Source organism: Streptomyces sp. PA03-5A (assembly GCF_033792725.1).
Classification (GTDB): Bacteria; Actinomycetota; Actinomycetes; order Streptomycetales; family Streptomycetaceae; genus Actinacidiphila.
Map to the genome: position 1 here is coordinate 19,815 of NZ_JARAVL010000036.1, position 20,209 is coordinate 40,023.

Sequence of the window (20,209 nt, forward strand, 5' to 3'; positions counted from 1 at the left end):
CATCCCGGACCGACACCATGGAACCGCTCAGGCCACCCGTTGCTCCGTCCTGACGGGTCCGCTACGCCTCCGGCACCACCACGGGCGTCAGACGACCGCCGCCCGCAGCTGCACCGCAGGGTCGGCGGCCAGGGTGTCGTCGAGGTGGGCGCCGCGGGCGATGAGCTTGCGGGCCTGCGCCAGGTCGCGGGGCCGGCCCACGGCGAACAGCGCGACCAGCTGGCCGTCGCGCAGCCACAGCACCGACCAGGCGGGCCCGTCCGGGTCCCCGCGCAGCAGCATGCGGTCGGAGTCCACGTGGTACCCGGCGTACTGCACGAACCGCCCGAACTGCTCCGACCAGAAGTAGGGGACGGGGTCGTAGGGCTCGTCACCGCCCAGGATGTTCGCGGCGGCCGTGCGCGGCCCCTGCACCGCGTTGTCCCAGTGGTGGATCAGCAGCCGCTCCCCGTACCGCGCCGACGGGAAGGAGGCGCAGTCCCCTACCGCGTACACGTCCGGCACCGAGGTGCGCAGCCGGTTGTCGGCGAGGACCGAGCGGTCCGGCCCCAGCTCGACGCCGGAGCCGGCCAGCCACCCGGTGGCGGGCCGGGCGCCGATCCCGATGACGACCGCCTCGGCGGCGAGCACGCTGCCGTCGGCCAGGCGCACCGCGCCCGGCTCGACGGAGGAGACGACCGCGCCGGTGCGCAGCTCCACGCCCTCCTCCGCGTACCAGCCGCGCATCCGTTCGGCGATGTGCTCGGGCAGCACCCCGGCGAGCGGATGGTCGGCGGCCTCGACGACGGTCACCTCGCACCCGGCGTGACGGGCCGCGGTGGCGAACTCGGCGCCGATCCAGCCCGCACCGACCACCACGACCCGGTGCCGGTTCTCCAGCACCGGGCGCAGCGCCGTGGCGTCGTCCAGGGTGCGCAGCACGTGCACGCCCGGCGTGCCCTCGCTGCCCGGCAGCATGACCGGCTCGGCGCCGCTGGCCAGGACGAGCTTGTCGTAGCCGACCGGGCCGGCGTCGGTGTGCACCTGCCGCTCCCCGGGGCGCAGGGCGGTCGCGTGCCGCCCGAGCAGCAGTTCGACGTTGATCCCGGCGAAGTCGACGTCCAGCGCCGGGCCCTCCTCGGCGCCGAAGAGCACGCCCTTGGACAGCGGCGGCCGGTCGTAGGGGGCGTGCGGCTCCGCGCCGATCAGCGTGATCGTCCCGCCCCAGCCCTGCTCGCGCAGGGACACGGCGGTCTGCACTCCGGCCATCCCGGCCCCGACGACGACGACGCGCTGCTCGCTGCTGGTCACGCGATCACCGTAACGCCGCGGGGGCGCCGCCCGCCGGTACCGGTGCCCTACTCGCCGTGGATGGCGCGTACTAAGGTGGTTCAGGAGCACTCGCGGGAGCCCGGCGCACCGGGCTGAGAGGGCGGCTGGAGCGGCCGCCGACCGTACGAACCTGATCCGGGTCATGCCGGCGAAGGGAGGAGCGGGAACATCATGCACCGTCATGACGTCGTCGTGGTCGGCGGCGGGATCATCGGACTGGTCACCGCGTGGCGGGCCCGCGGGCGTGGCCTGCGCACGGCGGTCGCGGACCCCGAACCGGGCGGCGGGGCCGCCCGGGTGGCCGCGGGGATGCTGGCGCCGGTCACGGAGGTGCAGTACGGCGAGCAGCCGCTGCTGGAGCTCAACCTCGCGGCGGCCCGGCGCTATCCGTCCTTCGTGGCCGAGCTGGAGGAGACGACGGGGCTCGACCTCGGCTACCGCACGTGCGGCACCCTCGCCGTCGCCCTCGACGCCGACGACCGGGCGCAGCTGCGCGAACTCCACTCCTTCCAGGAGTCCTTGGGCCTGGCGTCGCAGTGGCTCAGCGGCCGCGAGTGCCGCCGCCTGGAGCCGATGCTCGCACCCGGCGTGCACGGCGGGCTGCGGGTCGACGGCGACCACCAGATCGACCCGCGGCGGCTGGCCGCGGCGCTGGTGCGCGCCTGCGAGCTGTCCGGGGTGGAGTTCCGGCGGTCGCGGGTGGCGCGGGTGGACGTCACGGGCGACCGCGCCCGCGGGGTGGTCCTGGAGGACGGCACCCGGATCGCCGCCGGGCAGGTGGTGCTGGCCGCCGGGAGCCTCAGCGGCCGGGTCGAGGGGCTGCCCGCACGGGCGCTGCCGCCCGTACGGCCGGTGAAGGGGCAGGTGCTGCGGCTGCGGGTGCCGGCGGCGTACGCGCCGTTCCTGTCGCGGACGGTACGGGCCGTGGTGCGCGGCGGTCACGTCTACCTGGTGCCGCGCGAGAACGGCGAGCTGGTCGTCGGCGCCACCAGCGAGGAGATGGGCTGGGACACCACCGTCACCGCCGGCGGGGTGTACGAACTGCTCCGCGACGCCCACGAATTGCTCCCCGGCATCACCGAACTCCCGCTGACCGAGACGCAGGCGGGCCTGCGCCCCGGCACGCCCGACAACGCCCCGGTGCTCGGCCGCGGCGCGCTGGACGGCCTGGTGATGGCCACCGGCCACCACCGCAACGGCGTGCTGCTGACCCCGCTGACCGGGGACGTGATGGCCGAGGTCCTGACCGGGTCGGAAGTCCCCGCGCAGGCCCGGCCCTTCTCCCCCGACCGCTTCGCCCTCCAGGAGCAGCACGCATGACCGCGCCCCTCCTTCTGTCCGTCTCCGTCAACGGCGAGGCGCGGGAGGTCGCCGAGGGCGTCACCCTCGACCGCCTCGTCGCGACCCTGACGGTCGCCCCGTCCGGAGTGGCGGCCGCGCTCAACGAGACGGTCGTCCCCCGCGCCCAGTGGCCGGCGACCCCGCTCCGCGACGGCGACCGCGTCGAGGTCCTCACCGCAGTCCAGGGAGGCTGACCCCCATGGCCGACGACCCGCTGACCATCGGCGGCACCGCCTTCGGATCCCGGCTGATCATGGGCACGGGCGGGGCGCCCAGCCTGGAGGTGATGGAGCAGGCGCTGCTGGCCTCCGGCACCGAGCTGACCACGGTCGCCATGCGGCGGCTGGACCCCACGGTCAAGGGCTCCGTGCTGTCCGTGCTCGCCCGGCACGGCATCCGCGTGCTGCCGAACACCGCCGGGTGCTACACCGCGGGCGAGGCCGTCCTCACCGCCCGCCTGGCGCGCGAGGCGCTGGGCACGGACTGGGTGAAACTGGAGGTCATCGCCGACGAGCGCACCCTGCTGCCGGACCCGGTGGAGCTGCTGGACGCGGCGGAGACCCTCGTGGACGACGGCTTCACGGTGCTGCCGTACACCAACGACGACCCGGTGCTCGCCCGGAAGCTGGAGGACGCGGGCTGCGCGGCGATCATGCCGCTGGGCTCGCCCATCGGATCGGGGCTCGGCATCCGCAACCCGCACAACTTCGAGCTGATCGTCGAGCGGGCGACGGTGCCGGTGATCCTGGACGCGGGTGCCGGGACGGCCTCGGACGCGGCCCTGGCGATGGAGCTGGGCTGCGCGGCCGTCATGCTGGCCTCCGCCGTCACCCGGGCGAGGGAACCGGTGCTCATGGCCGAGGCCATGCGGCACGCCGTCGACGCCGGGCGCCTGGCCTACCGGGCGGGGCGCATCCCCCGCCGCCACCACGCGAACGCGTCCTCGCCGGCTGTGGGACTCGCCACGTTCGACCCCGAGCGCCCCGCCTTCGGCGCCTGCTGACCCCTGGCCAGGGCACCGTGCCACGACCTGCGGGGGCGCGCGCCGGACCGGGGCCGCTCCCGCCCCGTGGCACACGGCAGCGCGGGGCACGGGGCGGTCGCGGTACGGCACGGGTGAGGTACAACTTGGGCGGCTTAGCCCAGAAGGGTCATGTCGGCACCGTAAACTGCACCTTCGTGGATACGACGCTTCAGGACCCGCTCGTCGGGCAGACGCTCGACGGCCGCTACCGGGTGGAGTCCCGGATCGCGGTCGGCGGCATGGCGACGGTGTACCGGGCGCTGGACACCCGCCTGGACCGGGTGCTGGCCCTGAAGGTCATGCACCCCGCCCTCTCCGCCGAGCCCGGCTTCGTGGAGCGCTTCATCCGCGAGGCGAAGACGGTGGCGCGCCTCGACCACCCCAATGTGGTGCAGGTCTACGACCAGGGCGCCGACGGCACCTACGTCTACCTGGCCATGGAGTACATCGCGGGCTGCACCCTCCGCGACGTGCTGCGCGACCGCGGCGCCCTGCCGCCCCGCGCCGCGCTGGACATCCTGGAGCCCGTGCTGGCCGCGCTCGGCGCGGCGCACCGCGCGGGGCTGGTGCACCGCGACATGAAGCCGGAGAACGTCCTCATAGGCGACGACGGCCGCGTCAAGGTGGCGGACTTCGGCCTGGTCAGGATCGCGGGCACGCACACCAACACCTCCGCCGGCGGTGTCCTCGGCACGGTCTCGTACATGGCGCCGGAGCAGGTCGAGAGCCCCACGACCGACGAGCGCACCGATGTGTACGCGTGCGGGGTGCTGCTCTACGAGATGCTCACCGGCCGCAAGCCGCACACCGGCGGGACGCCCGTGCAGGTGGTCTACCAGCTGCTGAACGAGGACGTGCCCGCCCCGTCCGCCGCCTCCCCCGGGCTGCCCCCGCAGCTGGACGCGCTGGTGGCCGAGGCGACCGCGCGTGCCGCCGCCCGGCGTCCGGCCGACGCCGCGGAGCTGCTGCGGCGGCTGCACGCGGTGCGCCAGGGCATGACGCCCGAGCAGCTGGACCTGGTGCCGCCGGGCGCGCGGACCCCCGCGCACGCCCCCGCGGCACCGGCCGGCGCCGAGGAACCGACGACGGTGGTGCACCGCACCGCGCGCCTGGAGTTCTCGCCCGAGCCGACCCGGCAGCAGCCCCGGGCCGCGTCCCGGACGTCGACCCGGCCCCGGCGGCGTCCCGGGGCCATCGCTGTCGTGACGACCCTGCTGCTGATCCTCGGCGTCGGCGCGGGCGTCTGGTACATCAACGACGGCCAGTTCACCCGGACCCCCGCCGTCGTCGGGCTGCCGCAGGCGCAGGCGGAGCGCCAGCTGCGCGACGCCGGGCTGCGGGTCGAGGTCGTCGAGGCGTTCGACCCCACCATGACCAAGGGCAAGGTGGCCTCCACCGACCCGGGCACGGGCGAGCGCATCCGCGACAACGGCACGGTGACGATCACCGTGTCCAAGGGCCCGGAGCGGGTGAAGGTCCCGGGCGTGGTGGGCGAGGAGCTGGCGGAGGCGAAGCGACGCCTGAAGGCCGCCGGACTGAGTCCGGGGACGGTCTCCCGGGAGTTCAGCGACGAGGTGCCGCGGGGCCGGGTGATCTCCACCGACCCCGGCTCGGGCGCGAGCCGCCGGCCGGACTCGGCCGTGTCGCTGGTGGTGAGCAAGGGCGCGCCCGTCGACGCCCCCGACGTGGTCGGGCAGCCGCTGGAGGACGCCCGCCGGCAGCTGGAGGACGCCGGGCTGCGGGTCAAGGTGGACCCGCGGCAGGTCTACTCCGACCAGGCGGACGAGGGCGCGGTCGCCGGGCAGACGCCCGGCGCGAACACGCGGCTGGCGGCCGGGGACACGGTCACGCTGCAGGTCTCCAAGGGCCAGGAGATGGTCGTGGTACCGGACGTGCAGGGCCTGGACGTCGACAAGGCGAAGGCGAAGCTGGAGGCCGCGGGCTTCGACGTGCGCGTCATCCAGTTCTTCTTCACCGGCCAGGTCAACAACCAGTCGCCCGCCGGCGGCACCGAGGCACCGAAGGGCAGCACGATCACACTGTGGGTGCGATAGTCACGTCCGATGGCGGCGCCGCCGCCGAGCTCCGCAACCCCGTCGGCGGCCATGTCGCCGTGGCCGGGGGTCTGGCCACCACCGGGCTGGCGGAGGCCGCGCGGATGGGCGCCGAGACCGTGCAGGTCTTCGTCGCCAACCCCCGCGGGTGGGCGACCCCGCCCGGCAGTCCGCGCCAGGACGAGGAGTTCCGCGAGCGCTGCGCCGCGCAGGGACTCCCCGCGTACGTCCACGCGCCGTACCTGATCAACTTCGGTTCGCACACCGAGGCGACGGTCGACCACTCGGTGGACTCGCTGCGCCACTCGCTGCGCCGCGGGCGGGCGATCGGCGCCCTGGGCACGGTCGTGCACACCGGGTCGGCGACCGGCGGCCGTTCCCGGGCCACGGCGCTGGCGCAGGTACGGGAGCGGATGCTGCCGCTGCTGGAGGAACTGACGCACGACGACGACCCGTGGCTGCTGCTGGAGCCGACCGCGGGGCAGGGCTTCTCGCTCTGCTCGCTGGTGGAGGACCTGGGCCCGTACTTCGACGCCCTGGACCACCACCCACGGCTGGGGGTCTGTCTGGACACCTGTCATGTGTTCGCGGCCGGGCACGACCTCGCGGCGGCCGGCGGGGTCAAGGCCGTCCTGGACGAGCTGGTGGCGACGGTCGGCGAGGGACGGCTGAAGCTCGTCCACGCCAACGACTCCAAGGACGTCGCCGGCGCCCACAAGGACCGCCACGAGAACATCGGCGCCGGTCACATCGGTGCCACCGCCTTCGGGGAGCTCTTCCGGCACCCCGCCACGCAGGGCGTGCCGCTGGTCGTGGAGACGCCGAACGGCGGCCCCAAGGGCACCGGGATGGCCACGGACGTGGCCGTGCTGAAGTCGTTGCGCCCGGCCTGACCGGATCGGCAGGAATACCCCAGGGGGGTAATGCGTTGAGGAACCAGAACGCACGACGACACCCGCACTCATCCCTGGGGGACACAGGATGCAGCACGTCGAGCACTCCCAACGGCATCAGTCCCACCCCGAGCCGTCCCAGCACGAGCCGTCCCACCACGAGCACCACACGGCGGCCCACCACACCGGCCCGGCCTCCTGGGGCACCGCCGTCCAGGCCACGCTGCACTGCCTCACCGGCTGTGCGATCGGCGAGGTCCTCGGCATGCTGATCGGCACGGCCCTCGGCTGGCACAACGTCCCGACGATGACCCTGGCGATCGTCCTGGCCTTCGTCTTCGGCTACTCGCTCACCATGCGCGGCGTCCTGCGGGCCGGCCTGGACCTGCGCGGCGCCGTACGGGTGGCGCTCGCCGCCGACACCGTCTCGATCGTCTTCATGGAACTCGCGGACAACGGGACGATCCTGCTGTTCCCGGGCGCGATGGACGCCACGCTGTCGGACGCGCTGTTCTGGATCAGCCTCGCGCTGGCCTTCGCGGTCGCCTTCCTGGTGACCACACCCGTCAACAAGTGGATGATCGGCCGCGGCAAGGGACACGCGGTCGTGCACCGGTACCACTGACCCGCGGCGGAGGCCCGGCGGCTACAGCTCCGGCCCGTCGCCGGGCTCCTCCTGGTACGAGTAGCGCTGCTCGCTCCAGGGGTCGCCCAGGTTGTGGTAGCCGCGCTCCTCCCAGAAGCCGCGGCGGTCGGACGTCATGTACTCCACGCCCCTGACCCACTTGGGGCCCTTCCAGGCGTAGAGGTGGGGCACGACGAGCCGGGCCGGGAAGCCGTGCTCCGCGGTCAGCGGCTCGCCGCCGCGGTGGGTCGCGAATATCGACTTGGGGTCGGCGAAGTCCGCCAGCCGCAGGTTGGAGCTGAAGCCGTACTCGGCCCACACCATGACGTGCGTGACGTCCGGCGCGGGCGGCGCCAGCCGCAGGATCTCGGCGGTGGAGACACCGCCCCACTCGACGCCGAGCATGCTGAACTTGGTCACGCAGTGGAAGTCGCCCGTGACGGTCGTGTACGGCAGCGCGGCGAACTCCTCGTGGCCCCACGCACGCTTGCCGCCGTCCGCCGTGGCGCCGAAGACCTGGAACTCCCAGCGCTCGGGTTTGAACCTGGGCACCGGACCGTAGTGGGTGACCGGCCAGCCCCGCTGGAGCCGCTGTCCGGGAGGAAGCTCCCCTTCGCGGCGTTCGGACTGACCCATGCGTCCATGGTGACAGACCGGATGCAGTCCCACCGACCAGCACCAGGTCAAAGTATGACAACCCGGGCCACCGGAGTAAGTGTGAACTTACTGGATCGCTTCCACCGGCGGTGCGAAAATGCGCCCATCGTGTGGATTCCTCCGGAAAGGACGGGCTTGCCATGCAGGGCGACCCCGAGGTCATCGAGTTCCTGAACGAGCAACTGACGGGCGAGCTGACGGCGATCAACCAGTACTTCCTGCATGCCAAGATGCAGGAGAACCTGGGCTGGACGAAGCTCGCCAAGTACACGCGGCACGAGTCCTTCGACGAGATGAAGCATGCCGAGGTGCTGACCGACCGCATCCTCTTCCTCGACGGACTGCCGAACTACCAGCGGCTCTTCCACGTCCGGGTGGGGCAGACCCTCACCGAGATGTTCCAGGCCGACCGCCAGGTCGAGGTCGAGGCGATCGACCGCCTCAGGCGCGGCATCGAGGTCATGCGGACGAAGGGCGACATCACGTCGGCCAACATCTTCGAGGACATCCTCGCCGACGAGGAGCACCACATCGACTACCTGGACACCCAGCTCGAACTCATCGAGAAGCTCGGGGAGCCGCTGTACATCGCCCAGCTCGTCGAGCAGCCCGACAGCTGACGGCCGTCGGCCGGGCCGCAGCCGTTCAGGCGGCGCTGGCCGCCGCGGGCAGCGGGACCGCGACCGGCACCGGCAGTGCGGGCGGGACCGGCAGGGAGGCCGGCGCGGGGGCACCGAGGGGTTCCGCGGGCGCTCCGGACTTCGCCGTGTCGAGCTTCGTTCGGGTGGCACAGCCGTCGCCGCGGCCGAGAAGCGCCTGTATCCGGCGCACGCAGGAACCGCAGTCCGTGCCCGCCTTGCAGGCGGAGGCGATCTGGCGAGGGGTGCAGCGGCCGGCGTCCGCATGCTGCTTGACCTGCTCTTCGGTGATGCCGAAGCATGAGCAGACGTACACGCGGTTCCCCTCTCTCTCGATCCCGGCCTGAGGTTATCCTAACCTTACCCGCCGGGCGAGTGGCTGAAAACCGACGAGGGGCGCGGATCGATGTGATCCGCGCCCCTCTCAGGGTCCGCAGGGACGGCCGCCGCTACTGGCCGCGGTACATCTCTGCCACCAGGAACGCCAGGTCGAGCGACTGGCTGCGGTTGAGCCGCGGGTCGCAGGCCGTCTCGTAGCGCTGGTGCAGGTCGTCGACGAAGATCTCGTCGCCGCCGCCCACGCACTCGGTCACGTCGTCGCCGGTGAGCTCCACGTGGATGCCGCCCGGGTGGGTGCCGAGGCCGTGGTGCACCTCGAAGAAGCCCTTGACCTCGTCGAGCACGTCGTCGAAACGGCGCGTCTTGTGACCCGAGGCCGCCTCGAAGGTGTTGCCGTGCATCGGGTCGCACACCCAGGCGACCTGCGCGCCCGAGGCCGTGACCTTCTCCACCAGGTTCGGCAGCAGCTCGCGCACCTTGCCGGCGCCCATACGCGTGATGAAGGTCAGCCGGCCGGGCTCGCGGTCCGGGTCCAGCCGGTCGATCAGCGCCAGCGCCTCCTCGGGCGTGGTCGTCGGGCCGAGCTTCACACCGAGTGGGTTGCGGATCTTCGAGGCGAACTCGATGTGCGCGTGGTCGAGCTGACGGGTGCGCTCACCGATCCAGACCATGTGGCCGGACACGTCGTACAGCCGGCCGGTGCGGGAGTCCACGCGGGTCAGCGCCGACTCGTAGTCGAGCAGGAGCGCCTCGTGCGAGGCGTAGAACTCGACGGTCTTGAACTCCTCGGGGTCCGCGCCGCAGGCGTGCATGAAGTTCAGCGCGCCGTCGATCTCCCGGGCCAGGGCCTCGTAGCGCTGCCCGGACGGCGAGGACTTCACGAAGTCCTGGTTCCAGGCGTGCACCTGACGCAGGTCGGCGTAGCCGCCGGTGGTGAAGGCCCGGACGAGGTTCAGCGTCGCGGCGGACGCGTTGTACAGGCGCTTGAGCCGCTCCGGGTCCGGCACGCGGGCCGCCTCGGTGAACTCGAAGCCGTTGACCGAGTCGCCGCGGTAGGTCGGGAGGGTCACCCCGCCCCGGGTCTCCGTCGGCTTCGAACGCGGCTTGCTGTACTGACCGGCGATCCGGCCCACCTTCACGACCGGCACGGACGCGGCGTAGGTGAGGACGGCGCCCATCTGCAGCAGCGTCTTCAGCTTGTTGCGGATCTGGTCGGCCCCGATCTGGTCGAAGGCCTCCGCGCAATCGCCGCCCTGCAGCAGGAACGCCTCACCCCGGGCCACGGCCCCCAGGCGGTCGCGCAGCTGGTCGCACTCGCCTGCGAAGACGAGCGGCGGATACGACTCGAGGTCCGCGATCACTTCGCGCAGAGCCTCGGGGTCGGGGTACTCAGGCTGCTGCGCCGCGGGCAGTGAGCGCCAGGTCTGGCGCCCGGCGTGGGTTTCAGCGTTCACGGTCACGCAGCCCACATTACGTGGTCGTGTCCGTTCCTTTGCGCATCGGACCAGAGGATGAGACGACCGAGTGACCTCCGCGGAGCCCCGTCCGACCCGCCCGGCACAGGCCTGCGGAGCCCGGAGGGCGGGCCCTCCCCGGCCCCGCGCGCCGGCGCCGCCCGGCGTACGGCGACGGCGCGTCCGGCCCACGCCGCCACCGCGGAGTCCACCCAGTGAGACGGCCCGCGTCCGGGGTCGTACGCTCGGCCCGCACACCGAAGCCCGGACGGGAGGGGCCGCCGTCATGCCGACACCGTCGGAGGCGTTCAGGTACGTGGGACCGGACGACATCCGGGCCGCCGTGGTGCGGCCCGACGCGGCGGGCCGGGCGGTGCGGTCAGCGGACGACGTCCGGCAGTGGCTGGATGGCGCCGCCGCCGACCGCGAGGAGCCCTTCACCTACGTCGTCGACTCGACCGGCACGCTCCGTCTGGCGCCGCGCCGCAGCGAGCACGTGGCGTGCGCCGGGGGCGGGCCCGTGCTGGCCGCCGGGGAGATCACGTTCGCCGCGCGGGAGGACGGCGGGTGGGAGGTGACCGAGGTCGGCAACCAGTCGACCGGCTACTGCCCCGACGCCGAGGCGTCCTGGCCCGCGCTGGCGGAAGCCCTCGACCGGGCGGGGCTCACCCGCCCCGGCTGGTTCACGCAGGCGGTCGTCTTCCGGCACTGCCCGCGGTGCGGCGAGCGCAACCTCGTCAAGGACGACGACTTCACATGCGCCCTGTGCGACGCGCCGCTTCCACGGCGGCGCGGCCGCTGAGGACGAGCGCCTGGCCCAGGCAGCCCAGCGCCGCCGTGCACAGGAGCGTGCGCACCAGGTTCCAGCGGACCCAGGCCGCCTCGAACCGCTCGCGCACGGCGGCGGGATCGGCGAGGCTCCCGGGGTCGCCCGCCGCGTCCAGCCGGTCGTTCAACGGGATGTTGACGCCGAAGGTGACGACGAGCACCGCCAGGTAGAGCACGGTCGCGGCGATCACCCACGGGAGCGGACCGCGGCCTGCGTCGCGCAGGCAGAGCGCCACCGCGGCGGCGCACAGCAGCAGCGAACCGCCGAAGACCAGCAGGAACCAGCCGTTCTGGATGGCGATGTTGATGCGCTGCATCGCGTCGACGAGCGTACGGTCGGCCGCCTTGGCCAGACCCGGCATGACGGCGACGGAGAACGCGAAGAAGAGCCCGGCCATGAGGCCGACGGCGACGGTGGCCGCGACGAGGACGGCGTCTCGGGAAGTCATGCGACCAGTGAAGCCGCGCCTGGTGAGACGGAACATGGCCCGGACGCTCCGTCCCATACGCGCGCGTCCACACGGAGAGCGCGGAAAACCGCGTGCGGAACCGGACGGGGCCGGGATACCGTGCGGCCCATGGGTTGCACCTACTACATCAGGCTGCGCCGGGCATAGCCGCGGCGCTCTTCGCCGCGGCATCGGGTCCATCGTCGGAACCTCTTATGTCGCGGAGTGCACACCCATGCCTCACCACCGGTCCATGGTGGGCGGCCGGCACGAGCTCGGCCAGAACTTCCTCACCGACCGCACCGTCATCGCCTCCATCGAGGCCCTCGTCGCCGCCACCAGCGGACCCATCGTCGAGATCGGCCCCGGCGACGGCGCCTTGACCCTCCCCCTCAGCCGCACCGGCCGCCCCCTGACGGCCGTGGAGATCGACCCGGGGCGCGCACAGCGCCTGCAGCGGCGGCTCCCGCGCGGCGCGCACGTCGTCACCACCGACGTCCTGCGCTACCGCTTCCCGCGCGAACCACACGTGATCGTCGGCAACCTGCCCTTCCACCTGACGACCACCATCATGCGGCGCGTCCTGGCCGCCGACCGGTGGGAGTGCGCGGTGCTGCTCGTCCAGTGGGAGGTCGCCCGCCGCCGCGCGGGCGTCGGCGGCGCCAGCATGCTCACCGCCTCCTGGTGGCCCTGGTACGACTTCACCCTCCACTCCCGCGTCCCCGCCCGCGCCTTCCGCCCGGCACCCTCCGTCGACGGCGGACTGCTGACCATGACCCGGCGCCCGCAGCCGCTCGTCACCGGCGACCGCCGCGCCTACCAGGCCTTCGTCCAGCGGGTGTTCACCGGCCCGGGCCGCGGCCTGCGCGAAGTCCTCGCCCGCACCGGCCACTTCGACCGCACGGCGCTGCGCGACTGGCTGCGTGCCGAACGCGTCCCCCCGCACGCCCTCCCCAAGGACCTCACGGCGAGGCAGTGGGCGTCCCTGTGGCGGCTGGTGAGGTGAGGGGCGGCGGCTACAGCCGCTCGATCTCCGCGAGGTCGATGTCCACGGCGAACGGCACGGACACCTTGAGGCGTTCGTGGTGGATGCCGGTGGCGACGTAGGTGCCGGTGGCCGGCTCCCGTTCGAAGACGTAGACGACGGGGAGCCGGCCCTCGCCCTTCTCGACCCGCCAGAAGTGCGGGATGCCCGCCTCGGCGTACAGTTGCGGCTTGCGCTTGCGGTCCCGCTCCTCGGAGTCGGGTGAGACCACCTCGACGACGAGCACGGCGTCGGCCGCCTGGTACCCCGTCTCGTCCGCGCCGTCGCTCGCGGCCTCGGCACGCACCAGCACCAGATCCGGCTCGGGCCGGTTGCGCCGGTTCAGCACGACGCTCATCTCCCGCCGCACCCGCAGGTTCTCCGGTGCCGCCGCTCGCAAGCCCTGCTCCAGCAGATACATGGCCAGCGAATGAAAGCTCTTCTGCGGGCTCACGAACACCAGGCTCCCGTCGATCAACTCCGTGTGCGGCGGGAGGTCGGGAATGCGGTCCAGGTCGTCCGAGGTGAAGCCGCCACGCGGCGGAATCGCCCAGGCCGGCAGCGGTTCGGCGGTCATGGTTCCTCCCATGGACGGGATTCCGGACGCATCCCCGAGAGTACCGGGGCCCTACGTCCCCACGATGCCCCGAAAGCGTGAGCGGGGCCGCCGCGTCGTGGGCGGATGCGTTAGGGTGCGGAACATGTACGCGCAGCAGACGCACCTGCAGTGGTGGTGGACCGCGGATCCGGCGGCCCACTAGCAGCGCGTACGCAGAAGCAGACGCTCAGGCCGCCCGAGGGGCGGCCTTCGGTGTTTGCGCGGCCGTCCCTTCCCTCGCCGAAGACCGGAAGGAACCGCCGTGGAGAACCACGATCCCGCCGCCGCACCCCCCGCCGCCGCGCTCGTCGAACGGCTGCTGGACCCCGCGTGCCCGCCCTTCGCGCTGCTCAGGCGCAGAGCGCCCGGCCGGGACACGGACACCGTCGAAGTGCTGCTCGGCCCGGTCACGACGGCGGAGCGGCTGACCGACATCGCGCTGCCGACCGGGGCACCCGAAGGGGAGCGCCCCGCGGTGGACGCACTGGCGCTGCTGCCGTACCGGCAGATCAGGGAGCGCGGTTTCGACGTGCGCGACGACGGGACGCCGCTGGTCGTGCTGCGCCCCCGTGAGGCGTACGAGCTGCCGCTCCCCGAGCTCATGGCGGCCCTGCCCGCGCACGCGGTGCGCGTGGAGGGCGGGGCCTTCGACGTCGACGACGACACGTACGCCGGGATCGTGGAGCGCGTCATCGAGGACGAGATCGGGAGCGGCGAGGGCGCGAACTTCGTCATCCGGCGCACCTTCCGCGGCGAGGTCCCGGGGTTCGCGGCGGCCGACGCGCTCGCGCTGTTCCGCCGGCTGCTCGACGGCGAGCGCGGCGCCTACTGGACGTTCGTGGTGCGGACCCCGGAGCGGACCCTGGTCGGCGCGAGCCCCGAGGTGCACGTGCGGATGGCCGGCGGCACGGTCGTCATGAACCCCATCAGCGGCACCTACCGCTACCCCCCGCAGGGGCCGGACGCGGAGGGGCTGCTCGCCTTCCTGCGGGACGCCAAGGAGGTGGAGGAGCTGACGATGGTGGTCGACGAGGAACTGAAGATGATGTGCACCGTCGGCGACCTCGGCGGCGTCGTCGTCGGCCCGCGCCTGAAGGAGATGGCGCACCTGGCGCACACCGAGTACGAGTTGCGCGGCCGCAGCAGCATGGACGTGCGGGACGTGCTGCGCGAGACGATGTTCGCCGCGACGGTGACCGGCTCGCCGGTGCAGAACGCCTGCCGGGTGATCGAGCGCCACGAGCCGGGCGGCCGCGGCTACTACGCCGGCGCCCTCGCCCTGATCGGGCGGGACGCCGGCGGGGCACAGACCCTGGACTCGCCCATCCTGATCCGCACCGCGGACGTCGACGCCGCGGGCGGCCTGAAGGTCCCGGTGGGCGCGACCCTGGTGCGGCGCTCCGACCCGTACGCGGAGGTCGCCGAGACGCACGCGAAGGCGGCGGCCGTGCTGGCCGCGCTGGGGGTCCGGCCCGGACGGGCGCAGGGCCCGGCTGCAGACCGGCCACCGCTCGGCGACGACATCCGGGTGCGGGCCGCGCTGGACGGACGCCGCCGGAACCTGGCCCCGTTCTGGCTGCGCATGCGCACCGCGGAGCAGCCCGGCACGCTGACCGGGCACGCCCTCGTGGTGGACGGCGAGGACACCTTCACCGCGATGCTCGCGCACGTGCTGAGGTCGTCCGGGCTGCAGGTCACCGTGCGCCGCTTCGACGCCCCGGGACTGCACGAGGCCGCCCTCGCGCACCAGGGCCCGGTCATCCTCGGTCCGGGCCCCGGCGACCCGTCCGACACCGGCGACCCCAAGATGGCCCTCCTGCGCGGCCTCGCCTCCGGACTCGTCCGCGGCCACCGGCACGGCCTGCTCGGGGTCTGCCTCGGCCACGAACTGATCGCCGCCGAACTCGGCCTCGACATCGTCCGCAAGGACGTCCCCTTCCAGGGCGCGCAGACATCCGTCGACCTGTTCGGGAAGGCGGAGACCGTGGGGTTCTACAACTCCTTCACCGCCCGCTGCGACGACGCCACGGCGGAGGAGCTCGCCATGCACCGCATCGAACTGAGCCGCGACCCCGCCACCGGCGACGTCCACGCCCTGCGCGGCCCGGGGTTCGCGGGCGTCCAGTTCCACCCCGAGTCCGTGCTCACGCTGGGCGGCACGGCGATCGTGGCGAACCTCCTGGCGGGGGTCACGGTGACGGGCTGACGCCCGCGACCCGCCGCCCCGGCAGGTCAGACCGCGGCCGCCGGAAGCTGGTGCGTCCGCGGGGTGACCGCGCGGGGCCGGCGGGGGCGGGCGGCGGGGACCGGTTCGGGCACGGGCGCGGGGACGGGCGACAGGAGCGGGCCGATGAGACCCAGGACCGCCGCCACCATGTCGGGGCCCTCGTTGAGGCCGTCCACCACGAGGTCGGCCAGCGCCCGCGAGGGGGCGACGTGGGCGACGTGGCGGTCCCGCCCGCTCTGCAGGTAGTTCAGCAGGGACAGCCGCGGGTCCTGCCGCTGGACCTCGATCTTGCGGAGGATCTTGCGGGCCAGCCGGACGTCGTCGGGGGCGTCCACGTACACCCGCCAGTCCGCCCGTTCCCGCACCGACGGCAGGGTCAGGGCGAACAGGCCCTCGACCACCACGAGGCGCACGCCGGGCCGCGTCAGCGCCGCGTCGATCGCGGCGCTGACGGCGGCCTCGTCGATGGAGCCGGGGTGGTTCCAGTCGAGGATGGCGTGCCCGCCGGCGCTGACCGTCCACACGCCCCTGAGGGGATCGTGCGCGGGCACGTAGTAGTCGTCCAGATGGACCAGTGCGATGCTCTCGGGACACTGCAGCGACAGGGCCTCGGCAAGGGTGGACTTGCCGGATGCGGTGCCGCCTGCGACCGCCAGTACACCCGTCATGCCGGGCGCTCCTCATGTGCTCAAGGGGGATAAACGAAGCGGCCGGACAAGCCGGGTGCAGGGAATGTACGGCCGCGTGATCGCCCATGGCAAGCGGGGAAAGCGCAGACGGCGCCGGGGAAACGCCGTGTTTACCCGAAGAAGACCGCCGCCTCGGTGTAGAGCCGCGGATCGACCGTCTTGAGCTGGGCCGTCGCGTCGCGCAACGGGACGCGGACGATGTCCGTACCGCGCAGGGCGACCATCTTGCCCCAGTCCTGGTCGCGGACCGCGTCGATGGCGTGCAGGCCGAAGCGGGTGGCGAGCCAGCGGTCGAAGGCGCTGGGGGTGCCGCCGCGCTGGATGTGGCCGAGGACGGTGGTGCGGGCCTCCTTGCCCGTGCGCCTCTCGATCTCCTTGGCGAGCCACTCGCCGACGCCGGAGAGCCGGACGTGGCCGAAGGAGTCGAGCGACTGGTCCTTGAGCACCATTTCGCCGTCCTTGGGCATGGCGCCCTCGGCGACCACGACGATGGGTGCGTAGCGGATCTTGAAGCGGCTCTCCACCCAGGCGCAGACCTGGTCGACGTCGAAGCGCTGCTCGGGGATGAGGATGGCGTTGGCGCCGCCGGCGAGGCCCGAGTGGAGGGCGATCCAGCCGGCGTGGCGGCCCATCACCTCGACGACGAGGACGCGCATGTGCGACTCGGCGGTGGTGTGGAGGCGGTCGATGGCCTCGGTGGCGATGTTGACGGCGGTGTCGAAGCCGAAGGTGTAGTCGGTGGCCGCCAGGTCGTTGTCGATGGTCTTGGGCACGCCGACGCAGGGGACGCCGTACTCGTCCGACAGGGCGGTGGCGACGCCGAGGGTGTCCTCGCCGCCGATCGCGATGAGTGCGTCGACCTCGTACTTGGCGAGGTTCTCCTTGACGCGGCGCACGCCGTTCTCCGCCTTGAGCGGGTTCGTGCGGGACGATCCGAGGATCGTGCCGCCGCGCGGGAGGATGCCGCGCACGGCGGGGATGTCGAGCGGCACGGTGTCGCCCTCGAGGGGACCGTGCCAGCCGTCCCTGAAACCGGTGAACTCGTATCCGTACTCCTGGACACCCTTGCGCACGATGGCACGGATGACCGCGTTGAGCCCGGGGCAGTCTCCGCCGCCGGTCAGCACGCCAACTCGCATGATCCATCCCTTCCCGTTCGCACCATTTGCCTGCGTCCACGACGCTAGCGTGACCGGCGTCACAGGTGGGATGGGCCGTTCGGTGAAATCCCTTGATCCGCGGGGATGTTGGTCCGCCGATTTCACCCTTCCGGGCGGCGCGCGGCACTGGAGCGGGCGCGCCCCGAGGCGGCGTCGGGGCTATTCCTCGTCCAGTCCGCGTTCGATGGCGTAGCGGACGAGTTCGACGCGGTTGTGGAGTTGGAGCTTGCCGAGGGTGTTCTGGACGTGGTTCTGGACGGTGCGGTGGGAGATGACCAGCCGTTCGGCGATCTGCTTGTAGCTGAGCCCCTTGGCGACGAGCCGCAGGACCTCGGTCTCGCGGTCGGTGAGGCGGGGCGCCTCGGGGGTGTCGGCCGCGACGGGGGCGGGGTCGGAGGCGAGGCGGCGGTACTCGCCGAGGACGAGGCCGGCGAGGCCCGGGGTGAAGACGGGGTCGCCGACGGCGGTGCGGCGGACGGCGTCGAGGAGTTCCTCGCGGCCGGCGGACTTCAGCAGGTAGCCGGTGGCGCCGGACTTCACGGCCTCCAGGACGTCCGCGTGCTCGCCGCTGGCGGAGAGCACCAGCACCCGCAGGGCGGGGTTGTCGGCGATGACGTCCTTGCAGACCTGGACACCTGACAGGCCGGGGAGGTTGAGGTCGAGGACGAGCACCTCGGGCATGGCCGCCCTGGCGCGCCGTACCGCCTCCGGACCGTCGCCGGCGGTGGCGACCACCACGTATCCGGCCTCGGTGAGGTCGCGGGCCACCGCGTCCCGCCACATGGGGTGGTCGTCGACCACCATCACCTTCACCGCCATGACCCCAATCTCCTCCCTCACTTCGCGAGCCTCAACTCGACTTCTGTCCCCTGCCCGGGCACCGACACCAGTTCCGCCGTGCCGCCGAGGTCCCGGAGCCGGCCGCGGATGGACTGGGCGACCCCGAGCCTGCCCTCGGCCTCGGCGGCGGCGAGGCGGCCTTCGGGGATGCCGGGGCCGTCGTCGCGGACGCTGACCAGTACGGCCTCGGGTTCGTCCTCGACCAGGATCCAGGCGTGGGCTTCCTCACCGGCGTGCCGGCGGACGTTCTCCAGGGCGGCGCCCACGGCGGCGGCGAGTTCACGTGCTGCGCGGGCCGGGACGAGGACGGGGGTGCCGGGGGCCGCGACGGTGACCCGGGCACTGCCGTACGGGGAGAGCAGCGGGCGCAGGTCGCGGGGCGCGTCCGGGTCCTGGCCGGCGCCGGCCTCGGCGTCGGCGTCGGTGCCGGTGGCACCGCGGGGAGACGGCAGGGCGGCGGCGCCGTCGGTGACCAGGGCGCGCAGGGCGGCCTCCTGTTCGCCTGCCATGCGGCCCAGGGCCTCGGCCTCGCCGCCGATCTCGGCGCCGCGCCGCTGCACCATGGCGAGCACCTGCAGCACGTTGTCGTGGATGTCGCGGGCCAGGCGCTCCCGCTCGCGGGTGGCGGCCTCGATCTGCAGGGCGCGGGCGAGGGTGCGTTCGCTGGCGCGGGCGACCTCGACGACGTACCCGATGGCGATGCTGGCGATGGCCACCAGCAGCACGTTGTGGAGGGTGTCGCGCGCCGGGGCGCCGCGCTCGACGAGGTTGGCGCCGCCGACGAGGCAGGAGGCGGCGGCGGCCCAGCGCCAGCCGCCCTTGATGGCGAAGGCGAGCACGGAGCCGGCGGTCCAGATCGACGGGAGGGTGGGGCCGCCGTCGAGGATGCGCTGGTGCGCCTCGACGACCGGGGTGATGAGGATGCCGGTGATCGCGACACCGAGGTCGACGATGAGGAAGGGCCTGGTGCAGCGCTGGGGCGAGCTCACCTTGCCGACGGTGGCCAGCGTCCACACGGCGAGCACCGCCATGTAGGCCGCGCCCGCCAGGGGGTGTGCGTGCTCGTGGTAGGCGGCGGCGTAGAGCCCGATGGCGTACGCCGCGGTCAGCAACCGGTAGCCGGTCAGGGCGCGCCACAGCGGCTGCTCGACGGACATGCGGGCGACGCGTGCGGGCCGCGCGGCGGCGGACCCGCCGGGTCTCCCCCCGGTCGCGCCGGTCTTCTCCCCGGCCATGGGCCGTCCCCCCGTTTCCCCCTGGCGCGTCCGGCTAGGACTCGCCGTGCTGTTGCTGCTGCTTCTTCGCCGCCTCGGCGATCTGCCGCTTGGCGGCGGTCGCGTAGATGTCCACGTACTCCTGGCCGGAGAGCTTCATGATCTCGTACATCACCTCGTCGGTGACCGAGCGCAGGATGAAGCGGTCGTGCTCCATGCCCATGTAGCGGCTGAAGTCCAGCGGCTTGCCGATCCGGATGCCGGGGCGCATCAGCTTGGGCATGACCTGGCCGGGCGGCTGGATCTTCTCCGTGTCGATCATGGCGACCGGGATCACGGGCGCGCCGGTGGCGAGCGCGATGCGGGCCAGGCCGCCGGGCTTGCCGCGGTAGAGGCGGCCGTCGGGCGAGCGGGTGCCCTCGGGGTAGATGCCGAAGAGCTCGCCGGCCTCGATGACCTTTATCCCGCTGTTGATCGCGGCCTCGCCGGCGCCGCGCGCGCCGGAGCGGTCCACGGGGAGCTGGCCGACGCCCTTGAAGAAGGCGGCGGTGAGCTTGCCCTTGATGCCGGGCGTGGTGAAGTACTCGGCCTTGGCGATGAAGGTGACCTTGCGGTCGAGCACGGCCGGCAGGAAGAAGGAGTCCGAGAAGGACAGGTGGTTGCTCGCCAGGATCGCCGCTCCCTGCTTGGGGATGTGCTCCATCCCCTCCACCCACGGCCGGAACGCGGCCCGCAGGGGATGCCCGATGGCGATCTTCATCACGCCGTACAACAACCGATGACCTCCTGTGTCTGACGGGAAGACCTTAACGCCAGATCCGCCGGTGCTCTCCCCCGGTGTCGG

The 20,209-nt window shown here is 73.0% G+C and carries 21 protein-coding genes and 1 riboswitch; of the genes, 10 read left to right on the forward strand and 11 right to left on the reverse strand.

Going from position 1 to position 20,209, the window contains the following annotated elements:
- Positions 1-87 precede the first annotated feature (87 nt).
- Positions 88-1,290, reverse strand: coding sequence for an NAD(P)/FAD-dependent oxidoreductase (locus tag PV410_RS34650; RefSeq protein WP_500329870.1), 1,203 nt, complete (start codon positions 1,288-1,290; stop codon positions 88-90).
- Between the two features lie 82 nt (positions 1,291-1,372).
- A riboswitch (TPP riboswitch) is annotated at positions 1,373-1,486 on the forward strand.
- On the opposite strand from PV410_RS34650, the gene thiO reads away from it, so the two are divergent.
- The 6 genes from thiO (at position 1,483) to PV410_RS34680 (ending at position 7,248) form a co-directional block, all read left to right on the forward strand.
- Positions 1,483-2,631 carry a glycine oxidase ThiO gene (thiO, locus tag PV410_RS34655; protein WP_500329871.1) on the forward strand — a complete coding sequence of 383 codons (1,149 nt, stop codon included), beginning with the start codon at positions 1,483-1,485 and terminating at the stop codon, positions 2,629-2,631. Its footprint overlaps the riboswitch before it by 4 nt.
- Positions 2,628-2,846: a sulfur carrier protein ThiS gene (thiS, locus tag PV410_RS34660; RefSeq protein ID WP_500329873.1), complete on the forward strand. Its 219-nt coding sequence runs from the start codon at positions 2,628-2,630 to the stop codon at positions 2,844-2,846. Before thiO ends, thiS begins: the two co-directional genes overlap by 4 nt.
- 5 nt (positions 2,847-2,851) lie before the next feature.
- Positions 2,852-3,655, forward strand: coding sequence for a thiazole synthase (locus tag PV410_RS34665; protein ID WP_499511385.1), 804 nt, complete (start codon positions 2,852-2,854; stop codon positions 3,653-3,655).
- 176 nt (positions 3,656-3,831) lie between these two features.
- On the forward strand, positions 3,832-5,730 hold the full coding sequence (gene pknB, locus PV410_RS34670; protein WP_500329874.1) for a Stk1 family PASTA domain-containing Ser/Thr kinase: 1,899 nt from the start codon (positions 3,832-3,834) through the stop codon (positions 5,728-5,730).
- On the forward strand, positions 5,718-6,623 hold the full coding sequence (locus tag PV410_RS34675) for a deoxyribonuclease IV (RefSeq protein ID WP_500329876.1): 906 nt from the start codon (positions 5,718-5,720) through the stop codon (positions 6,621-6,623). The genes pknB and PV410_RS34675 overlap by 13 nt, the downstream gene beginning before the upstream one ends.
- 88 nt (positions 6,624-6,711) lie before the next feature.
- Positions 6,712-7,248, forward strand: a complete 537-nt coding sequence (locus tag PV410_RS34680; protein WP_500329877.1) for a DUF4396 domain-containing protein — start codon at positions 6,712-6,714, stop codon at positions 7,246-7,248.
- A gap of 21 nt (positions 7,249-7,269) precedes the next feature.
- Here the strand turns inward: PV410_RS34680 and PV410_RS34685 are convergent, their stop codons facing one another.
- Positions 7,270-7,884: a sulfite oxidase-like oxidoreductase gene (locus PV410_RS34685; RefSeq protein WP_499511389.1), complete on the reverse strand. Its 615-nt coding sequence runs from the start codon at positions 7,882-7,884 to the stop codon at positions 7,270-7,272.
- Between the two features lie 161 nt (positions 7,885-8,045).
- Between PV410_RS34685 and bfr the strand changes: the two genes are divergently transcribed.
- Complete coding sequence (gene bfr / locus PV410_RS34690) at positions 8,046-8,525, forward strand: bacterioferritin (RefSeq protein ID WP_500329878.1); 480 nt, start codon at positions 8,046-8,048, stop codon at positions 8,523-8,525.
- A 25-nt stretch (positions 8,526-8,550) separates the two neighbouring features.
- Here bfr and PV410_RS34695 read toward each other — a convergent pair whose 3' ends face one another.
- Both PV410_RS34695 and PV410_RS34700 read right to left on the reverse strand, forming a co-directional pair.
- Positions 8,551-8,859 carry a (2Fe-2S)-binding protein gene (locus PV410_RS34695; protein ID WP_500329879.1) on the reverse strand — a complete coding sequence of 103 codons (309 nt, stop codon included), beginning with the start codon at positions 8,857-8,859 and terminating at the stop codon, positions 8,551-8,553.
- Between the two features lie 133 nt (positions 8,860-8,992).
- A complete protein-coding gene (locus tag PV410_RS34700; protein WP_499511392.1) occupies positions 8,993-10,342 on the reverse strand; it encodes a class II 3-deoxy-7-phosphoheptulonate synthase in 1,350 nt (449 codons plus the stop codon).
- Positions 10,343-10,622: 280 nt separating this feature from the next.
- On the opposite strand from PV410_RS34700, the gene PV410_RS34705 reads away from it, so the two are divergent.
- Positions 10,623-11,138 carry a hypothetical protein gene (locus PV410_RS34705; RefSeq protein WP_499511393.1) on the forward strand — a complete coding sequence of 172 codons (516 nt, stop codon included), beginning with the start codon at positions 10,623-10,625 and terminating at the stop codon, positions 11,136-11,138.
- Here the strand turns inward: PV410_RS34705 and PV410_RS34710 are convergent.
- Positions 11,089-11,613, reverse strand: coding sequence for an anthrone oxygenase family protein (locus PV410_RS34710; protein ID WP_499511394.1), 525 nt, complete (start codon positions 11,611-11,613; stop codon positions 11,089-11,091). The genes PV410_RS34705 and PV410_RS34710 overlap by 50 nt on opposite strands.
- 253 nt (positions 11,614-11,866) lie before the next feature.
- Here PV410_RS34710 and erm point away from each other — a divergent pair, with 253 nt between their 5' ends.
- Entirely contained in the window at positions 11,867-12,619 is a 753-nt protein-coding gene (erm, locus tag PV410_RS34715) for a 23S ribosomal RNA methyltransferase Erm (protein ID WP_499516807.1), read from the forward strand.
- A 10-nt stretch (positions 12,620-12,629) separates the two neighbouring features.
- Here erm and PV410_RS34720 read toward each other — a convergent pair whose 3' ends face one another.
- Complete coding sequence (locus PV410_RS34720; protein ID WP_500329882.1) at positions 12,630-13,214, reverse strand: Uma2 family endonuclease; 585 nt, start codon at positions 13,212-13,214, stop codon at positions 12,630-12,632.
- Positions 13,215-13,497: 283 nt separating this feature from the next.
- Here PV410_RS34720 and PV410_RS34725 point away from each other — a divergent pair, with 283 nt between their 5' ends.
- On the forward strand, positions 13,498-15,441 hold the full coding sequence (locus PV410_RS34725; RefSeq protein ID WP_500329884.1) for an anthranilate synthase family protein: 1,944 nt from the start codon (positions 13,498-13,500) through the stop codon (positions 15,439-15,441).
- Positions 15,442-15,467: 26 nt separating this feature from the next.
- Here the strand turns inward: PV410_RS34725 and PV410_RS34730 are convergent, their stop codons facing one another.
- The 5 genes from PV410_RS34730 to PV410_RS34750 form a co-directional block, all read right to left on the reverse strand.
- On the reverse strand, positions 15,468-16,130 hold the full coding sequence (locus tag PV410_RS34730) for a uridine kinase family protein (RefSeq protein WP_500329886.1): 663 nt from the start codon (positions 16,128-16,130) through the stop codon (positions 15,468-15,470).
- Positions 16,131-16,261: 131 nt separating this feature from the next.
- Positions 16,262-17,290 (reverse strand): 6-phosphofructokinase, encoded by a 1,029-nt coding sequence (locus tag PV410_RS34735; RefSeq protein WP_500329887.1) that lies wholly within the window; start codon positions 17,288-17,290, stop codon positions 16,262-16,264.
- 180 nt (positions 17,291-17,470) lie between these two features.
- On the reverse strand, positions 17,471-18,130 hold the full coding sequence (locus PV410_RS34740; protein ID WP_500329889.1) for a response regulator: 660 nt from the start codon (positions 18,128-18,130) through the stop codon (positions 17,471-17,473).
- A gap of 17 nt (positions 18,131-18,147) precedes the next feature.
- Complete coding sequence (gene macS / locus PV410_RS34745) at positions 18,148-19,308, reverse strand: MacS family sensor histidine kinase (RefSeq protein ID WP_500329955.1); 1,161 nt, start codon at positions 19,306-19,308, stop codon at positions 18,148-18,150.
- 112 nt (positions 19,309-19,420) lie between these two features.
- Complete coding sequence (locus tag PV410_RS34750; protein ID WP_500329891.1) at positions 19,421-20,140, reverse strand: lysophospholipid acyltransferase family protein; 720 nt, start codon at positions 20,138-20,140, stop codon at positions 19,421-19,423.
- Positions 20,141-20,209 lie beyond the last annotated feature (69 nt).